Origin of the sequence: Bacillus sp. BML-BC051, assembly GCF_019656175.1 — a bacterium.
Lineage (GTDB): Bacteria > Bacillota > Bacilli > Bacillales > Bacillaceae_G > Bacillus_A > Bacillus_A mobilis.
Genome location: NZ_BPLI01000017.1, coordinates 209610 through 229583 on the forward strand (window position 1 = coordinate 209610; position 19974 = coordinate 229583).

The 19974-nt window shown below is 36.8% G+C and carries 19 protein-coding genes; 2 read left to right on the forward strand and 17 right to left on the reverse strand.

Annotation, left to right across the window (positions count from 1 at the left end; all coding sequences use genetic code 11):
- Window positions 1–97 precede the first annotated feature (97 nt).
- Entirely contained in the window at window positions 98–313 is a 216-nt protein-coding gene (locus K5S59_RS09030; protein WP_001197598.1) for a DUF2922 domain-containing protein, read from the forward strand.
- 33 nt (window positions 314–346) lie between these two features.
- Here K5S59_RS09030 and K5S59_RS09035 read toward each other — a convergent pair whose 3' ends face one another.
- On the reverse strand, window positions 347–745 hold the full coding sequence (locus K5S59_RS09035) for a DUF4359 domain-containing protein (RefSeq protein ID WP_000731404.1): 399 nt from the start codon (window positions 743–745) through the stop codon (window positions 347–349).
- A 191-nt stretch (window positions 746–936) separates the two neighbouring features.
- Between K5S59_RS09035 and K5S59_RS09040 the strand changes: the two genes are divergently transcribed.
- Window positions 937–1443 (forward strand): competence protein ComK, encoded by a 507-nt coding sequence (locus K5S59_RS09040; RefSeq protein WP_120451003.1) that lies wholly within the window; start codon window positions 937–939, stop codon window positions 1441–1443.
- A gap of 55 nt (window positions 1444–1498) precedes the next feature.
- Here K5S59_RS09040 and K5S59_RS09045 read toward each other — a convergent pair whose 3' ends face one another.
- The 16 genes from K5S59_RS09045 to tagU form a co-directional block, all read right to left on the reverse strand.
- Window positions 1499–1969 carry a sigma-70 family RNA polymerase sigma factor gene (locus K5S59_RS09045; RefSeq protein ID WP_120451004.1) on the reverse strand — a complete coding sequence of 157 codons (471 nt, stop codon included), beginning with the start codon at window positions 1967–1969 and terminating at the stop codon, window positions 1499–1501.
- A 222-nt stretch (window positions 1970–2191) separates the two neighbouring features.
- A complete protein-coding gene (yknW, locus tag K5S59_RS09050) occupies window positions 2192–2893 on the reverse strand; it encodes a YknW family membrane protein (RefSeq protein WP_000387949.1) in 702 nt (233 codons plus the stop codon).
- A gap of 126 nt (window positions 2894–3019) precedes the next feature.
- Window positions 3020–4222 (reverse strand): ABC transporter permease, encoded by a 1203-nt coding sequence (locus tag K5S59_RS09055; protein WP_000054369.1) that lies wholly within the window; start codon window positions 4220–4222, stop codon window positions 3020–3022.
- Window positions 4219–4899 carry an ABC transporter ATP-binding protein gene (locus tag K5S59_RS09060; protein ID WP_098133472.1) on the reverse strand — a complete coding sequence of 227 codons (681 nt, stop codon included), beginning with the start codon at window positions 4897–4899 and terminating at the stop codon, window positions 4219–4221. Before K5S59_RS09060 ends, K5S59_RS09055 begins: the two co-directional genes overlap by 4 nt.
- Entirely contained in the window at window positions 4896–6089 is a 1194-nt protein-coding gene (locus tag K5S59_RS09065; RefSeq protein WP_120451005.1) for an efflux RND transporter periplasmic adaptor subunit, read from the reverse strand. Before K5S59_RS09065 ends, K5S59_RS09060 begins: the two co-directional genes overlap by 4 nt.
- Before the next feature lie 239 nt (window positions 6090–6328).
- Complete coding sequence (pgtP, locus tag K5S59_RS09070; RefSeq protein WP_000477578.1) at window positions 6329–7663, reverse strand: MFS transporter; 1335 nt, start codon at window positions 7661–7663, stop codon at window positions 6329–6331.
- A gap of 19 nt (window positions 7664–7682) precedes the next feature.
- Window positions 7683–8717, reverse strand: coding sequence for an ABC transporter substrate-binding protein (locus tag K5S59_RS09075; protein ID WP_001225603.1), 1035 nt, complete (start codon window positions 8715–8717; stop codon window positions 7683–7685).
- Window positions 8714–9496 (reverse strand): DUF3919 family protein, encoded by a 783-nt coding sequence (locus tag K5S59_RS09080; RefSeq protein WP_000826629.1) that lies wholly within the window; start codon window positions 9494–9496, stop codon window positions 8714–8716. The genes K5S59_RS09075 and K5S59_RS09080 overlap by 4 nt, the downstream gene beginning before the upstream one ends.
- A gap of 66 nt (window positions 9497–9562) precedes the next feature.
- Complete coding sequence (locus K5S59_RS09085) at window positions 9563–10993, reverse strand: sensor histidine kinase (protein WP_120451006.1); 1431 nt, start codon at window positions 10991–10993, stop codon at window positions 9563–9565.
- 11 nt (window positions 10994–11004) lie between these two features.
- Window positions 11005–11676, reverse strand: coding sequence for a response regulator transcription factor (locus K5S59_RS09090; protein ID WP_098258907.1), 672 nt, complete (start codon window positions 11674–11676; stop codon window positions 11005–11007).
- 121 nt (window positions 11677–11797) lie between these two features.
- Window positions 11798–12742, reverse strand: coding sequence for a mannose-6-phosphate isomerase, class I (gene manA, locus K5S59_RS09095; RefSeq protein WP_120451007.1), 945 nt, complete (start codon window positions 12740–12742; stop codon window positions 11798–11800).
- A gap of 17 nt (window positions 12743–12759) precedes the next feature.
- Window positions 12760–14712 (reverse strand): PTS fructose transporter subunit IIABC, encoded by a 1953-nt coding sequence (locus tag K5S59_RS09100; protein ID WP_120451008.1) that lies wholly within the window; start codon window positions 14710–14712, stop codon window positions 12760–12762.
- A gap of 144 nt (window positions 14713–14856) precedes the next feature.
- Window positions 14857–16803 carry a BglG family transcription antiterminator gene (locus K5S59_RS09105; protein WP_120451009.1) on the reverse strand — a complete coding sequence of 649 codons (1947 nt, stop codon included), beginning with the start codon at window positions 16801–16803 and terminating at the stop codon, window positions 14857–14859.
- Window positions 16804–16983: 180 nt separating this feature from the next.
- Complete coding sequence (gene galE, locus K5S59_RS09110) at window positions 16984–17976, reverse strand: UDP-glucose 4-epimerase GalE (protein ID WP_001084652.1); 993 nt, start codon at window positions 17974–17976, stop codon at window positions 16984–16986.
- A gap of 89 nt (window positions 17977–18065) precedes the next feature.
- Window positions 18066–18884, reverse strand: a complete 819-nt coding sequence (locus K5S59_RS09115) for an SGNH/GDSL hydrolase family protein (protein ID WP_120451010.1) — start codon at window positions 18882–18884, stop codon at window positions 18066–18068.
- A gap of 98 nt (window positions 18885–18982) precedes the next feature.
- On the reverse strand, window positions 18983–19897 hold the full coding sequence (tagU, locus tag K5S59_RS09120; protein ID WP_120451011.1) for a polyisoprenyl-teichoic acid--peptidoglycan teichoic acid transferase TagU: 915 nt from the start codon (window positions 19895–19897) through the stop codon (window positions 18983–18985).
- Window positions 19898–19974: the final 77 nt, after the last annotated feature.

Here is a 19974-nt window from a genome sequence, read left to right on the forward strand (position 1 = left end):
TGAAACTTTAATCAGTGGGGTGTTCATCCCCCGCTGATTATGAAGCAACACCAATCAGTCCTGCCTAACGTGATAAATAAAAAGGAGGAAATAAAGTATGCAAGTACTAGAATTAATTTTCGCGAAAGAAGATGGAAAAACAGTTGTTTTTTCTATCGAGAAACCTATCACACCCGTCGATGCACAAGTCGTCAATCAAGTAATGGATACGATCCTTGCCTCATCTGTATTTTCATCAATTAATGATACTACTCGAAAAAAAGGAGCCCGTCTTGTAGAAAGGAACGTATCTGAAGTTCCCATTAACATCTAAATCAGTGGAGATAAACAAAAAGACGAATCTGCATCATTTTGCAGATTCGTCTTTTTTCTTCGGCATTTCAATCGGAATAAAGATTTTTGAAAAACCGACGCATACATATTTATAGTGTTCTCCGCCTATATCAAACTCGGTCGTATATGTTGAGAAGAAAATATAATCACTTCGCTTTGTATAATTCTCGATTAATAATCCAACTTGTGGCTCAACATATTTTTTCGCCAACTTCTTACCAGCCGATGCTAAATCGCCAAGGAGACCCTCTTCATTCTCCTTTTGAACTTCGTCTAGCTTCTTACTTACATCATTACGTTTCATAAACTGCTTTGCTGCCCAATCCGTATATTCACCTTTACTCGGATTACTATTTGCTAAATATACTAGAAGAACAACAACTAGAGCCATAATAATATACTTTTTCTTCATACTATCTCACCGCCTACTCTTTTCTATTTTCATATATATGTACAAGCGATGCAAATTAGAAAGACTAACATCTATTGATTGTAAACAAATAGCCAAAATTTACAATATGAAACAGAATATCAACAATTAATTTACTTAATTCGTATATAATGATATTTGTAACAACATTTCATAGGGGAGGACTCGAAGTTATGAACAATGAAAATGATATTTTTATTTCTAATTCTACAATGATGTTAGAGCCTTACAAGCACCCTTATTATCGAACAAAAATAATCGAAAGTAGCGAGAACCATCTTTACTCCTGTCAAACTGCTCTCCAGCTCATCAAACAATCTTGTCTAACTAATGTTCACTCTACTTATCAAGGCAGACGGAAAGCAGTTCAAACAAACTTTCATTTCAAACAAAATGTCCCAATTCCAATTAATCATCGAGAATATATTTGTGCTTTCCCAACAGAATCTCCTTCTTCTCCAAACTGTATATGGCTGTTTTATAACCATATAGATGACATAGAATTTTTCAAAAAGAGTAAAAAAGCTAATATTCATTTTTCAAACGGCACCACTACAACAATACATATCAGTCCCCATAGGTTAAAACAACAATTATTAAAAGCTGGATACGTATTATCACGTATGAACATGCAAGATTCACTACAATTTAAAAACCTCTTATTAAACTTACTACCTTAACATAATAAGTAGAATGGAAAGCAATATCCCTTGCCTTCCATTCTTATGATAATATTTACCCTCTTAAGCTATTTCGCATTTTCTCAAGCGCTTGCCGATACACCCATCTCACTTGATAATAAGTCATTTCCATCTCGCTAGCGATCTCCCCCATCGTCTTCCCTACAAAAAAACGTTCAAAAATAATATACTTCTCCTTCTCATCTAATACACTCATAAAATCTTTCGCTCTCATTTCAACATCTTCAAAATGGAAGATATCCTCATACTCTCCTACACATACACACTTTTCTTGCACCGCAAACTCTTTCTTCAATCTTTCTAATATATAACCACGCACCGTTACAACTGCATATGATGGGAAACTTCCTTTCTCCGCATCAAATCTTTCATACGCATACCAAAGACCAATTAAACCACATTGATAATACTCTTCATGATCTTGGTAAATACCTAACTTCTTTATTTGATTCACAATCATACCTTCATACAAAACAACTGTCTCTGTAAAAGTTGCTGGTTTCACACAGTACCCACTTCTAAAAGGTATACCTCTTTGTTATTCCGCCGGTACCTCCACAATATAAAAATAAAGAAGTGATTTCACTGTGAGTAATTTTAAATAGTATCGCTGAAATTTGAAATTACACGAAGTAGAATTTGAAATTCTGCTGTTCGTATTTGAAATAAGGGTAAAAATAAAAAAGGTGACTCCTCTGAAGAGTCACCCTTTAATTCAATCATATTATTATACAGGCAAACCAGGTAAGAACTTTGCAATCAATACAACAATCGCAGCTAGGAATCCCGCTTTAATAATGAATAAAACAATAATTGGAATAGCTGCTTTCACTTTACTTAATCCTGCTGTAACTTGTAATCCTAACCAAATTAAAACTAAATTCCATAAATAGAACAATTCAACTGTATTACCAATTCCATATGCAAGTGAACCCTGATCGAATAGTGGTCCTAAACTTGTATACGCAGTTGGTCCAGCACCTAAAATTAAAGCTATAACACCATTAATAAGTCCACCAATAATAACAATAATATCCGCGTATACAATAATCATTACTATTTTTTTATAAGAAGTATCATTCCCATAGAACATCATAAACACCTTATAAATAGCTGCAATAACAAGTGTTGCAATCATAACACCTACTATTCCCCATATCGTACCAGAAATTACATCTGATACAAGCGAACCCTGCTTTGCAAATTCGCCTCCTAATTTCTTTTGCATTTCAATCATCTCAGGTGATGTATACGTAATATACGAATTTAAGCCACCTACAAGCCCTTGTAATAGCGCTACTATGAAGAACATGCCCCAAACTTTCTCAGTCGTCTTCATTCTCTCAAACTGTAAACCAGGAGAAGTAATCATTCCGAACAATGATGGCTTCTCTCCGCTAGCTTTTTCTGTATTCAAATTCGCTTCCATTATAACGCCTCCTTCTATTTATATAACCCGTTCTAACGGGCGGTTCACTTCCTCATATGAGGCAACGAACCGCCCACTAGAACGGTAATTTGTAGTAGAGAGCCCCCTCTCTACTACACTATTAACTTATTCATAACGTAATGCTTCAATTGGATCTAATTTCGCAGCTTTATTCGCTGGAATTAATCCAAAAATAATACCAAGTGTCATAGAGAACAGTACGCCTCCAACAACAACTTCCCATGAAACGAGTGGTGGCCATTTCGCAAATGTGGAAACGATATAGGCCCCGCCATATCCAAGACCAATTCCGATTAAACCACCTAGAAGCGTTAACATAACTGCTTCAATTAAAAACTGTAATAAAATTTTACTACGTGTCGCCCCAAGCGCTTTACGTATCCCAATTTCGCGCGTACGCTCTGTTACAGATACGAGCATAATATTCATAACACCAATACCACCAACGACTAATGAAATACCCGCAATACCACCGATAATCATCGTCATAATACCAGTTACTTTAGAAACATTTTCTTGGAATTCTTTTAAATTCACTAGTTCATATTTACCTGGAATTTCACTTGGCTTACGACTATTTAATACATCAACAGCTTGTTTCCCAGCTGCTTCTAAATCGTCTACATTTTTAGCTTGAATTGCGATATTTTGAATATCATCTGTTCCGAATAAAACAGGCCATAATGTAAGGGGGATTAACGCTTCTTCCATTTCAAATCCCATAAACTCATTATCAGATGTATACACACCGACAATCTGCATCGGTTGTCCTTTCATCTCAATAATTTGCCCAACTGGGTTTACGTCCTTAAATAACGTCTTTTCTGTTTTTGTACTAATCATCACAACGTTATTTGCATGAGAAATATCTGATTCATTTAAAGTACGTCCCTTTACGACCTTTACTTTATTAACCGCAAAATATTCATTATCAAGACCAATAACATTCAGATTTGCTTTTTTATCATTTACATCCAATATCTCTGTTGTCGAATTTGTCGTAATAACATGTGAAACATCTTTCACTTGTTTTACTTCCATAATATCTTCTTCCGTTAACTTTGGTATTTCAAATCCACCTATAGCAAACTCATCATTCATATCTGGTTTAAATTGAATTGGCATCAGGTTATTACCACCAGAACCTGCGAATTTCGACTTCAGCATCGCTTCCCCGCCTTGCCCAATTGCAACGACAGTAATAATAGAACCAACGCCGATAATAATACCGAGCATCGTAAGCGCTGAACGCAGTTTATGAGCTAAAATAGAAGATAGGGCAATTTTTATACTATCTAGTAAACTCATACCGCACACCTTCTATCTTCTGTAATTTTCCCGTCTCGCAGTACAATGCGGCGGGAAGAATACGCTGCTACTTCCTCTTCATGCGTAACCATAACAATCGTTGTACCTTCTGCATTAAGCTTCGTGAAAATATTCATCACTTGCTCACCAGACTTCGTATCAAGCGCACCAGTTGGCTCATCGGCCATAATGAACGTTGGGTTATTCGCAATCGACCTTGCAATCGCTACACGCTGCTTCTGTCCACCTGATAATTCATTCGGTAAATGGTGAACCCTATCTGACAAACCGACCTTACCAAGCGCTTCTAGAGCCCTTTGACGACGCTCTGCTTTCTTCACACCACCGTATACGAGCGGAAGTTCAACATTTTCTACTGCTGAAAGACGCGGCAGCAAATTAAAGTGCTGAAACACAAAACCAATATATTCATTACGAATTAAAGCAAGCTTTGACTCGTCTGCTGTTAAGATATTCACATCATTCAGCATATATTCGCCTTCTGTTGGACGATCTAAACAACCGATAATATTCATAAGCGTTGATTTACCAGAACCAGACGGTCCCATAATCGAAACGAACTCACCACTTTGAATCGTTAAACTAATACCGTGCAAAATCGGCACTGCCAATTTTCCTTGATAATACGTTTTAGCAATATTATTTAACGTAATCATTTCTCTTTCACTTCCATTCCGTCATACACATCGTCGGAAGGATTTTTAACCACCTTTTGCCCCACTGTTACGCCTTCTACAACCTCTGTCCAGTCTCCATCAGTAGAACCTTTTTTCACATTTTGTTTACGAAGCTTTCCTTTATCCTCAACATAAACAAATGCATCATCGTCTTTTTCCACAATGCTCTTAGTTGGAACAGCAATCATCGTCTTATTCTCTAAATTTACTTGCAGAGAAACGTGATAACCTGGAGATAAACCATCTTGACTATCAAGACTTGCTTTATATGTATATTGGGACATATTTTGAGTCGCTTCACCCATCCCACCAGCTTGAGCCATCTCTGCACTCGTTGGGAATTCACTTACCTCTGTAATCTTACCTGTCCACTTCTTCTTATTATTTGCTTTCGCAGTTACAGTAAATGTTTGATCCTTTTGAATTTGTGACTTTTGAAGCTCAGTTAACGTCCCTTGAACTTGGAATGGATCTTTAGACGCCACTTGTAAAAATGCTTTCCCTTGACCACCTAACGCTTGAGATGAACTTTGCGCCGCATCTTTATCTAACTTTTGAACGACACCAGCAAAATTACTATAAATCGTAAGCTCTTTCTGCTTTTTACTTAACTCCTCTTTTTGCAACTTCCCTTTTTCTTTCTCAAGATCTGTTGTCTTTTGCGCCATCTCTAACTCACTTACTTGCTCTTCCATCGGATCTGTTACTTCTTTCCCAGCTCCGCTATCTTTCGCTTTCTTAATTTCTTTCTTCAGCGAATCAATCTTCTTCTTCCCTTGATCATAACGCATATCTGCCATCTTCTGATCAAGCTCAGCTTGCTTCATTTGCAAATTAATCTCTTCATTATCATAAGAGAATAACTTCGCACCTTTCTCAACCTCTTGTCCTTCTTTTACCTCAATATCTTTCACTTTTCCTTTAGTTGGATCTGCATAAAAACTTTCAATATTCCCAGGCTTCACCTGACCAGAAATTAACTTCGTATTATTAAGCTTTCGCTCCGTTACTTTCTCAAAGCTTACAGCATCAGCCGTTGTTGATGCGCCCTTCTTCTTACCCTGCATAATAAAAATATTAACTGCTGCTACAATAACAATTAGTGCAATAACCCCGATAATAATCCATTTCTTCTTCTTGTTTGGAGTACGAACCGTATTTGGTATCATTTTCTCGCTCCCTTTATAACTTAATAGTTTAATATAAAAATTGTATAAAACTTTCTGAAAACAAATTACATATTATTACATTCTTTTTACAAAGTTTTACACATCCATTTATATTGTAACAAAAATTCCAATGATTAGAAATATCACATATTGTCTTTTAAGATAGATTTAAGGAAAGATTATATTAATATAAAAAAAGCTATCCAAAATAATAATTGGATAGCTTTTCGAACAAAACATTATGCCGCTTTAGGAGCGTTTCTCTCATGTCCACGTTGAACGATGAACAAGAAGATTGTTGATAAAATTGCACCTGTTAATAGTAAGATGAAGCAACCGTCCCAGCCAGAACGATCAACAATAACACCGATTGCTGCGTTTGCTACAAGACTTCCGCCTACATAACCGAACAGACCACACATACCAACTGTCGTACCTACTGCAAATTTTGGTACTAATTCCATCGCACTTAAACCGATTAAGAACTGTGGTACATAAATTAAGCAACCGATAATAGAAACTGCGATACTTACAACAAGTATGCTAGTTGCTTGCCAATATACAAACGTACCAATAACAACTCCGACCATACTAATGATACATAATGGCATACGTTTTCCTTTAAATAATTTATCACTTAAAAGACCAACGATTAATGAACTTGGAATTGCCATACCTTCAAAGATTGCGTATGCTGCATGTGCTTCATTTTTTGAGAAGCCTTTAACTGTCGTTAAATAAAGTGGAACCCAGTTAATAACACCGAAGCGAATTAAATAAACAAATGCATTTGCAATACATAAGAACCAAACAAATTTATTCTTTACTACATATTTCATTAAAATTTCTTTTGGTGACATCTTGTTAGCATTATCTGCTTTTTCAAGATTTTCATAGTCATTACGATACTCATCAATTGGAGGAAGACCTTCTGATTCTGGTGTATCCTTCGCATTAATCCAAACAAGAACTGCAATTACCATTGCGATAATCGCTGGGAAAATAAACACGCCGCCTTGCCAATGGTTTTCACCAAAAATAGCTACACCAATTCCGACAAGTGGTGGCACAAGCATTCCGCCAACGTTATGTGAAATATTCCAAATACCTGTTTTCGTACCACGTTCTTTCTTTGAGAACCATTTCGTCATAACAATACTACAAGGTGGTGCTCCCATACCTTGTACAATACCATTTAGAACAAGTAGTGTAACAATCATTCCAAATGACGATGCAAAACCGAAACAAATATTTACAAGCCCTGATAAGAATAAACCGACTGCGATAAAGCGCTGGGCGAAAGCTTTATCTGACAAATTCCCCATAAAGAACTTACTAAATCCATAAACAATTGCCATGATTGAACCTAGTAGTCCAATTTCAGCTGTACTAAACCCATATTCTTGTACTAAATACGTACTTGATAACGTAAAGTTACTACGAACTAAATAATAAGCAGCATACCCAACTGAAATTCCCATTAATACACGAATACGTAATAATTTGTATACTCGATCAATCATATCCGCTGGCAATCTCTCAATTGCAGGTGCTGGCTTAAGCCATTTAAACATATTCTTTCGTCTCCTTTTCTCACTTCTGAGAGAGACGCTGTCTATTCCATATCTCGATTATTCCGCTATTTGATATATTTTTGTTTGTTCTTCTAACCGGCTGTCCTTCAATTTCTTTCTCGTTCTTCGCAAACATCGTTGGTACGCCAAACGAAACCTTTTCTAAAATGTGACCCGCTTCTTCTGATAAACAATAATCAATAAATAAATCCGCAATAATACCATTCGGTGCACGTTTTAGTTTCGAAATCGCATTAACAGATAACCCTGTTTGCTCAGGTACAATACTTACAATTGGAAAGCCTTGTTTTTGAAGCATTCTCTGGTCTCCCATGAAATTGATACCTATCATATACTCACCGCTCGCAACAAGCTCCACTGGTATATAACCATTCACCGTTACTTCACCAACTTGTCCTGCGAGATTCTTCACATATTCCTTCGCTTCCTCTTCACCTACCGTATCAATAAGTGATTGAAAAAACGTATATGCTGTTCCTGATACATTTGGATCTGGTATCACAATCTTTTCCTTATATACTGGATTTAATAAATCTTGCCACCTTGATGGATAAGGAAGTCCGAGCGGTGCTATCTCTTCATTCCACCGCTCTTTATTGATCGCAATTGCCAGTTTCTCCACTTCATAACCGTACCAATAACCGTCTTTATCTTTAACAGTTTTTGAAATACGGTTCGCATGCTGACTCGTAACAGGAATAGATAGATTTTTTTGCTTCATCATTTGATGCGCGTCTACCGTACCGCCAATAATAATATCCGCTTTCGGATTTCCAGCTTCCTCTTCTACCCTCCGAAGAAGCTCTTCTGTCGAAAGACGAATAAATTCATACGTACAGCCGCGTGGTTTACAAAATGATGAAAGCAAAGCTTCACCCACTTCCTCACGTGCCGCTACATACGCAACAAGATGACGATCATCCAAAATAGGGAGACCATTTTTATTATATTTAATAGAGGTTGTATCTCGAGAGCAACTAGACATCGCTCCCCCAATTACTAGCAAAAAAAAGAAAAAGGCTATCTTTCTCATGACACATTCTCCTTTACAAATACATTTGCGAGGGAGCTTTTCATATACATGACATTCCCGTTATTATCACCGAGATATTGCACAACAAAGTACGATGGATATACAGAAATAGTAAGAATGTCTTCTCGCTCATTCTTTATACGCTTCCCTGTTTTATAAGCGGTAATATAAGCAATTGGTTCATTCTGTGATTGTAATAATTTCTGTATTTCTCCGTAATCTGTAATTTGCTTTGCATACCGAATCGAATCAAGTATGTGCGTAAGATTCATCGCACGTTCTACATCACCTTGGCGTACTATAACATCTTGTGCTGACGCAAAAAAATCACTAATACGTTCTGGTGTGTAATACAGGCTTAGCAAATACGTTTGAAATGCTGAAATCATTGGATCCGTACCATTCTTTCCGTACATATCAGCCCCGTACTGGAACAAGTCACCTACTGCAAAAGTACGTTTATGTCCATTCAAGTACGTTACTTCTCCAGTAAATACTTGTTCTTGATTCTTAGCTTCTCTCGGTTCTATTTGAATTCGGTCAAAGAATGAAACAATCGTGTGTAAACGAACTTCATCCGTTATAACAATTTCTCCCCACTTTTCATGCCTAACCTTCATTTCAGTAGGCAGGGATTCATTCACCCTTTGTAAAACAGTTTGTTTGTCATTCACTATTGTGATTCGATTATATATTTGCTTCTCTATCACATAAAACAAAATAAGAGAAACGATTATACAAAGGACAAACATAAGAATTTGAAATGATAGCCTTTTCATTTCTGCCTACCTCCAAGATAAAAAAACGTTGTTTCGAAAATACCGCATAATTGTTTCATAAATGTATCATTTAACCGCTTTCAAGTTTTTTATGTCTTCCATCCGTCTCGGAAGCAAGAATGTAATAAATATTGTAGTACCAACCTCTTCACTACTCTCAATTCGCATACTTCCACCCTGCTTATTCATAATCTCCTGACAAATATACAAACCGTAACCATTCCCGTAACTAGAAGGAAGTACCTTCCCTTCTGGCGATTCATTCCACTCTGCAAGCACACCTTCATCTATACCAATGCCATCATCATGAACAAAAACCTTCGCCTCACGCTCATTAACAATTACATTCATACGAATTTGCGTAGCATCGCTATATTTTATCGCATTATCCAGCACGTTTAAGAAAATCTGTTTCGTCTTATCGAAATCTGCAACAACATGTACATCTGTTAACTCATTTATCACTTCAATCTCAAATTTCTGCAGGCGAGGTTTCACAATTGAAACTGCTTCTTCTGCTAATTCCTTTATATTCACAACTGTAGGTGACACTTCAAACGTACTCGTCCCGTACTTTGAAGACTTAAGTAATTCCTCCACAAGTGATAATAAACGCTCACTCTCTACAGCTACATAACGCAGGCTCTCCTGTACATCTTCCTTCGCCTTTAACTTCGGAATTAAATCCACATAGCCAATAATCGCAGTTAGCGGCGTTTTTAGCTCATGCGTAATGCGGTCTAAGAAATCTTTCTGCTTCTCTTTCTCCTCTTTCAATTGCTTAATATGCAGTTCAATTCCATCAGCCATCGCATTAAAAGATGCTGAAAGCTGAGCAATTTCCACATATTCATTTAGCTCAATCTTGCTTTTATAATCACCATTCGCAAGCCGCTTTGCCATTTGTCTTAACTGATCAATCGGCTTATGAAGAGACTTTGCTAAACGAATTGCAAAGAAAATACCCGCAGCTACGAGACAAAGAGACGTCATTAAGAACGTCCAACCGACATTTGTTAAAACTTCCTTCTCACCCGTTAACTCATTTATGAAACGAACACTTCCGATGACATCGTTTCCATAATACACTGGGCTTGAAAACAAAAGAATTGGAGCTGGGTCTCCCTCTTCAAAAACATAAGATTTCTTCCCCTTCAAAGAACTCGCAATATCAATATTCCGGTGAAGAAGTGCCCCCTTTTGCGTATCCGCCACAACATCCCCATTCTTCCCGATCATCTGTACACGGACATCCATACGCTTCGCTAAATACGAAGCAATTAAAAGTGAATTCGGACCGAGCGTCTCGACCTCTGCTTCCTTCTCTAAATAATTCATCGTATAAATTTGTGCTTCTACACTTAACTTTTCTAAAGAATTTGCCGCGTTATGATACATATTCTTTTCTAACGTAATATAAACAATTGCGTACAAAAGAACAAAAATCGGGATTAACAGTCCCACTATTCCAAACACCATATTTCTCTTTAAAGACATACCATCACCACTTAACAATCTAGTTTATAACCAACGCCATAAATTGTCTTAATATATTCCCCACTATTCCCTAGCTTCTTCCGTAGTCTTTGCACCATAATATCAACTGCTCTCGTATTTCCGATATACTCAAATCCCCATACTTTCTCAAGTAACTCATCTCTCATAAATACACGCTGCGGATTGGAAACAAACAACTGACATAAATTAAACTCTCGGTACGTTAGCTGAATTTCTTGTCCACTAACATGCACTTTTCTTTCCTTAGGACAGATCGTTATCTCCCCCGCCCCAATCACTTCATGACTTACCGTTACCTCTCTCTTCTTCACACGCCGCGTCATATTCTTAACCCGAAGAATAAGCTCCGCATAATTAAATGGCTTCGTCACATAATCATCTGCACCAAGCTGCAAGCCAAGCAATTTATCATTCATCTGACTCTTCGCAGTTAACATTAGCACCGGAATATCCCTATCCTTCTCACGGAACAAACGAAGCAACTCATACCCATCTGTATCTGGAAGCATAACATCCAAAATCAATACATCCGGCACTTCATTCCATTTCTCTAAAGCTTCTCTGCCATCAGCCGCCGTCAGCACTTCATACCCTTCCATTTCCAACTGCATCCGAATCAAATTACGAATACTCGATTCATCATCAACTACCAGTATTTTCATTATTCTCCTCCTTTCATCCCGTATTATAGTACAGTTTAGTATAGCAAAAATCTTATAAAAAAAGAGAGGGTATTGTCGAACATATTTTGTCGACGATACTCTCTCCACTTATATTTTTCGCTTACACGCTCGCAATAATAAATTCAGCACGCCCTACAACTCTATATTCCCCAAAATCACTTGGTAATATGAGATGATCACCTTGCTCAAATTGATACTTTTCAGTCCCATGTATTAGCTCTCCTTCTCCATCTATTACACTTAAGAGAAGAAATGGACTATTTTGTGTTAAGTTAACCGTCCCGCCTAACTCCCATTTTCTCACTGAAAAATAAGAGCACTCAATAAGTTTTGTTACATGTAAATCTTCTACTTCTTCATATTGTACAACTTGTTGTTTTGAAACAAATGGTGTTTCTATTACTTCCATACTTTTCTCAAGATGAAGTTCACGCAATTCCCCCTCTGAATCTCTTCTATTATAATCATATAATCGATAAGTAGTATCAGAGTTTTGTTGCGTTTCTAATATTAAAATACCTTCACCAATCGCATGAACTGTGCCACTTGGAACAAAGAAAAAATCACCTGGCTTCACTTTTACACGTTGTAGTAGCTTGTCCCATCCTTCTTGTTCAACCAGATTTACTAGTTCATCCTTTGTCTTTGCATGATGCCCATAAATAATCTCAGCACCTTCTTTGCAATCAATGACATACCAACATTCAGTTTTTCCCAGCTCACCATTTTCATTTATACGTGCATATTCATCATTTGGATGAACCTGAACAGATAAGTCGCGATTTGCATCCAAAATTTTTGTAAGAAGAGGGAATCGATCCCCCTCAATACCCCCAAATAATTCTCGATGATTATTCCATAATTGCCCTAAAGACAAGCCTTTATACTTTCCATTTTTCACTACACTTTGTCCATTTTGATGTGCAGCAAAGGCCCAACATTCTCCCGTTTGTTCTGATGGTATTTCATATCCGAAAGAAGTTAATTTCGTCCCACCCCAAATTCTTTCTTTAAAAATGGGTGCAAAAAATAACGGTTCTGTCATGATTAAAATCCTCCATTTTATACGATGTCGTCTAATAACTTATGTGCTTCTTCTTTCGTTTGGACAGATATTAATCTCTCTCTATAACTATCATCCATAAGTTTTCGTGAAAGCATTTGAAGAATCTTCAAGTGCTCATTTCCTTCACTCTCTTTTGGAACTGCAATCATAAATACTAACTTCGCATCCGTTCCGTCTAAACTTTTCCAATCTACCCCCGATTGTTTAATCCCAAATACAACACTCGGTTTTTTTACTGCATCCGATTTCCCATGAGGAATCGCTATATTCATTCCAATACCTGTACTACTCTCTGCTTCGCGACTCATAATAGCTTGCTTAAACTCCGAATCAGAATGTAAAGCACCTACAGCATTTAATTTCCCAATCATTTCATCAATAATATCGTCACGTGTCTCTCCTGCTAAATGAATATCTATTAACTCCAGACTCGTTATATCTGTTAACTTCTGAATTTCAATCTTTTCATCTTTCTTTTCTATCACTTGCTCTTGAAATTCCGTTACTTCCTTCGTCGCTGACACTTCTTTCATTTCTTTTAATTCCTGTACTTCTTCAACTTCCGAAACATCTTTCTTTAATATATTCACAATAACTGCTGTAACAAGAGAACCTGCAATAATAGCAACAAAGAACATAAATACGTTATCTACAGCTCCTAGTACCGCAACAATCGGTCCACCATGTGCTACTCTATCTCCTACGTTACCAATCATTGCAATAACTGCACCTGTCATCGAACCAGCCATAATACTTGGAATAACACGTAATGGATCCTGCGCGGCAAAAGGAATAGCTCCTTCTGTAATACCGAATAAGCCCATCGTAAATGAAGCTTTCCCCATTTCCTTTTCAGACTCTTGGAATTTTTTCTTTCCTATAAATGTAGCAAGTCCCATCCCGATTGGCGGTATACAAATTGCTGCTGCGATCGGTCCCATAATTTCATAATTTCCTTCTCCGATCATTGCCGAACCAAATAAGAATGCCACTTTATTTACTGGACCACCCATATCGAATGAAATCATTGCACCTAAGATTAATGCTAAAAGAATTGAACTTGAACCTTGCATACCAGCTAACCAAGCTGTTAACGATTCAAATACTTGTGCTACAGGGGCACCGATAATAAATACAAATGCTAAACCAACAATAAGTGATGTAAATACCGGAATAATAATAATCGGCATAATTGGTTGAATCGCTTTTGGCACTTTTAACTTTTTAATCCCTAAAGCTACATACCCAGCTAAGAAACCTGCGATAATGCCGCCTAGGAAACCTGCTCCACTCTCACTACCATAAAAACTTCCTGTTGCTGCAATATATCCGCCAATCATACCAGGAACAAGTCCAGGTTTATCAGCTATACTATACGCAATATAACCAGCTAGAATTGGAACCATAAATGCAAATGAAGCTCCACCTATTTGCTCAATTGTTTTCCAAAAAGAACCTTCTGGTATTACTAAACCACCAGGAGTCTTTTCGCCGCCAAGTGTTAATGCAATTGCAATTAATAATCCTCCCACAACAATGAAAGGAACCATGAATGATACACCATTCATTAAATGACGGTATATAGGATTTTGTTTTTTTCCTTGCGAGTCATCCCTTGCCTCTTTCACATCTGAATGATAAACAGGAACATTACCCTCTACTACTTTTTGAATGAGCTCCTCTGGTTTACGAATGCCATCTTTAACTCCTACAACTAGTAACTTTTTACCTATGAATCTATCTTTATTTACAGCACGATCCGCAGCTATAATGATGCCATCCGCTTCACGAATTTCTTGCTCAGTAAGTTCATTTTCAACACCTATACCACCTTGTGTTTCAACTTTCATTTGAATTCCTAATTTATCTGCTGCTTTTTGCAAGTTTTCTGCAGCCATATACGTATGGGCAATCCCATTTGGACACGATGTAATCGCTAGTACTTTCATTTTAATCCTCCTCAACCCTTATGTAAGCGCCTACAAATACTATATATCAATATTTGATTCATAAAAGTTTTCTTTTTTACCGTAACCTCCGGAAAAAACATTATTTTACCGAAGCAAATAAAAAAGTAAGGCTTCTCGCCTTACCTATTCATATCTTAAATAAGATAAAAACTTCATTATATTCTTTTCCTTTATAAGCTTCTGAACAAAAACAGGCTGTTCACTTATAAAAGACAACTCATGAAATAACTGTTTCGTAACTTCCTTACCATCACTCTTAACTGCTAACATAAATACAAGCGATACTTTCTCTACTCCCCAGTCTAGCGGCTCCTTAAGCGTAGCCACTGCAATTGCGGATTGTTTAATTAACTTAGGACTTCCGTGCGGAATGGCGACTCCTGCACCAATTGTCGTTGCTGACATTCTATCTCTAGCAATCGCACTTTCAATATACTCTTTCTCTACATATCCCTTTTCATAAAGAGATCTCGCCAATCTTTCAATTAACTCGTAACGATGCTCTATTTCCTGTTGTAAAAAAACTAAAAAAGGAGTTGTATAATTCAATAAAACAAAGTCCTTATTTTCGTTAGATGGTAGTTCATCTAATTTCTTCATAAAATCCTCTAACTTACTTTCTTCACTCCGCTCTAATAAAGGAGATACAACAAAATGAGGAATCTTTAACTGTGGAAGATCTATCGTAGAAATAATAAGCTCTACCTTTTTATTTTTCATTAAGTATTCTTCCAAATCGGACTTTGCGATACAATCCATTACATGGACATGCCGGAATTTCCTTTCAATTTTTGTCCGTAATAATTGCGACATCCCTATCCCCATATGACAAACAATAATCACATTTTTTGATACCCTTTTATCATTCAAACGCTCCATTGCCGCCTGAAAATGTAAAGTAAGATAGGCTGCCTCTTCCTCAGGGATTTGTAAACTTAATGATGTATTAATATCATCCAGCTCATGAATTAACATATCAAATATATACGGATACATACGCTTAATTTCATGAAGCATCGGATTCGAGACAGAAAGATTATATTGCAAACGATTTAATGTAGTATACAAGTGCATCTGTAATCCCTCTACTAAAAATGTATCCTTATCGAAATCGATTTCATTCAAATTAGACATACGATCTATTAAATGCGATACAACTTGTGCAAGCACGGGGCTACCCACATTTAGCTTACTTTTTTCCCATTCATCTTGATAGCGAAACTTCCCACCTAAAATATGAATGGCTAAATAAGCTATCTCTTCTTCAGTAAAATGAACAGTAAATACAAACTCTAACCTTGTTAAAAAGTCTAATGTCCACCCATACTCTTTCGTCTCTCGCACAATGTTTAAATCATCTGTAGACATTGAAATTGGTTGTTTTAACTTCATCCTCCGCACCATAATTAACGTATGTAATAAAAGATTTTCTAACGTATCATCTGTAAAGAATATAGCGTATCTTTTTTGTAACGCTTTCAATTCTGTCATTACAAATTCAATTTCATGATACAAAAACTGCTCTTTAATAAATTGATTCATTAATTCCTGATTATGAATTAAATCTGATAGTTTAGCTAATGCTTTCCTCTTATTTCTCTCATCGCCTTCTACCGTTAAGCCTACCCTCTGTTTTAAAATTAACTCTAATCCCAGTTCCTCAAGCCACTTTTCAATTCTATCTAAATCTTTCTTAACTGCAGCTCTATTAACGAAATACTGCTCAGCAAGCTCCTGCACCGTAACTGGCTTAACATTCATCAACAAACTATACGCTATTTGCAACACTCTCTCCTCGTCTGATGCATAGCTTACATTCTGTTTTACAGCATACAATTTATTAAACAAAATCGTCCTATCATAATCCTTAATTTCTAAACAGACACCTAAACCTGGTTTCCGAATAAGAAGTGCATCTGAATACTTCTCTAAATATTCCTCAATCACCTTAAAATCATTACGAATCGTCTTCTCCGAACAGCCTATCCTATCAGCAAGCTCCTGCACTAACAAATACTCATTAGACTCAGATAATAAAACTTGTAAAATTTCCTGTTGTCTTTTATTCATCTGCTTCACCTGTTTCTTCTATCCTTTGTACCCATTATGTTACTAACTTAGTGCATTTATCATAACATATCGGCAGGTTCATGAATTGTAAGATTCTATTGTTTGAAATTTATTCATTTTTACATAAACAAAAAAACCTCAAAAAGTAGTCGAAACTACTTTTTGAGGTTTAAAAAATTATTACTTCTCATACCCATTAGGTTTCTTCTGATGCCAATTCCAAGCATGCTCAATGATTGTCTTCACATTTACATACTGTGGATCCCATCCTAACTTCTCTTTCGCCTTCTGAGAAGAAGCAACTAAACGTGCTGGATCTCCCGCACGACGCGGTGCTACCTCAGCAGGAATTTCATGATTTGTAACTTCACGAACTGCATCAACGATTTCTTTTACACTGAAACCATTACCATTTCCTAAGTTATAGAAATCACTCTCTCCGCCGTTCTGTAGGTCTTTAAGCCCTAAGAAGTGAGCTGCCACTAAATCTTCAACATGAATATAATCACGGATACAAGTACCATCTGGTGTATTATAATCCTCACCAAACATCATAATCTTCTCACGTTGACCTAACGCCACTTGCAGTACAAGAGGAATTAAATGCGTCTCTGGACGGTGATCTTCCCCAATAATACCATTTGGAGTTGCACCAGCCACGTTAAAGTATCTGAAAATCTTATAACGTAAATTAGAAGCTTGGCTATACCAATGAAGCATCTTCTCGATTGCTAACTTCGTTTCTCCATACGTATTCGTTGGATTTGTCATCGTTTCCTCAGTAATAAGGTCTACATCTACCTCACCATACGTCGCCGCAGTAGAAGAGAAAATAAACTTATCTACCTTAAACTCATCCATTACCTCTAATAAACAAAGTGCACCATACACATTGTTATTATAATATTGAAGAGGCTTCTCCATACTAACTCCAACTAAAGAATCAGCTGCGAAATGCATAACAGCCTCAATATTTTCTTGTGTAAAAACATCTCTTAAAAATGCTTTATCACGAAGGTCGCCATTATAAAACTTCGCACCTTCCGTAATTGCATCCTCATGACCAGTTTGTAAGTTATCTACTACTACTACAGATAAACCTTCGTCTACTAATTTTTTCACAGCGTGAGAACCGATATAACCAGCTCCGCCGCAGATTAGAATTGAATTCATTGTCTTCCTCCTACATATATTAGGATTTCTTATTCACTTACTTATTATAAAAGGTATACGATTGCTCGTATACCTTTTGTGTACCTTTATTACTTAGCAACGAAATAATCCGTTACATATTGTGCCCAAACTTCATGCCCTTTAGCACTTGGGAAACCGAATTCTTCTGTTAAATATGGTAGGATAGCCTTCGTTGATGCATCAGGCCATGCTCCCCAATGATCCACATATGTATAACCATTTTGAGTCGCAAATTGCTTTAACGCCTCAATTGCCTTCGGATAATTCTTCGCACCATACACTGGGTTTGGTGGTTGAATCATAATCGTAGCACCCTTTGCACTAGTAGAAAGTGCTTGAACAAATTTCTGCGTACTCACAACAGAATTTCCATTACCAGTTTTACCATTGTCAGTAATGAATGGTGGTTCGAATAAAATCACATCTGGATTATCTTTCGCAATCTCTTTATCACGCTTATTTGCGATTAACTCTTCTGTGCTTTCACCCTTATATTCCTTTACCGTCACATTCCATAAACCTTTACCATAAGCAGCTTCTAAATTAGCCGTTAACTTAGCTGCCCAAGCATCTTTTTCAGATGAGGAAGCCTCATCACCAACAATTACGAGATTTACTGCCTTTTTATCCTCAGCAGCCTTCTTTAACTTCTCTTTCACTTCATCTGGTAAATTCTTCGCATATGCTTCATTAAAAGATGACTTCGCACCTTGTTTTTTCTCTGATTTCTTCGCTCCGCTATCTTTCACTTCAGACTTTGTTTTCGTTACTTCACTCGTCTGCCCTGTCGCATTCGCAATCTTCTTATTCCAGTACAGTTTACCACTCACAACCGAAGCGACAAACAATACAAAAATAACTAGGACAAGTACTGCTTTCTTATTCATCGATTCACCTCATCTATTAATCTCACAACATATAATACTAATATAAATCCACGCAAAAATAAACCCAACTCCTACCAAAGGAGTTGGGTTATTACATATTACTTCGTCACTTCAAGATGCGCTCTTAGCTTATTCGTAATATCTTGTTTCGCTGCATCTGGAACATAGTAGTACCAAATACCATCAGCGGCTTTGTGACCGTCACCTGGGATTTGGATTTCTTCACTATTCTCCATGCAATCTTTATAGTTCTTTTGAATATCAAACATTTGATCTTGCGTTAAACTTGTTTTAACGTTTTTCTCAATCGCTTTTAACACATCACCGTAACTTGCTAGTGAAGATACACTTGCACCCTTTTTAATTACAGCTTGGATGACTTGACGTTGGCGCATTTGGCGGCCGAAGTCACCGCGTGGGTCATTATATCTCATACGAGTATATTTTAGAGCTTGCTCCCCATTCAAGTGAGTATCTCCCTTTGAGAAATGCATACCTTCTTGTACAAATTCTAAATCATTATAAACATCAATTCCACCAACAGCATCTACAATGTCTCTAAAACCTTCCATATTAACTTCAATATAATGGTCAACTGGTACGTTTAAAAAGTTTTCTACTGTTTTTACAGACATATCAATCCCACCAAAAGCATAAGCGTGATTAATTTTGTCTTTCTTTCCTTTTCCAACAATTTCTGTGTAAGTATCACGTGGAATACTAGTAATCTTCATTGATTTTGTTTTAGGATTTAGTGTGAATAGCATTAATGAATCTGAACGCCCCTGATCTGCACCACGCTGATCAACACCCATCATTAAAATAGAAATAGGTTTTTTATCTGATACATCAACTTTTTCTGAACGTTTATCCGATTTATCACGATCTAATGGTTTATGCACTGCATCTAATGTATTTGACACATTAGAATACACATAGTATGCATATGCCCCTCCTGCAATTACCAGAAAACCTATTATACCCAAAATCCAAAATAAAATTTTCTTCTTCATATTTTTTACCTTCTTTATCAATATTTATAAATAACACAATGATTTTTCACTACCTCATTATATTACCTTAAGACTGA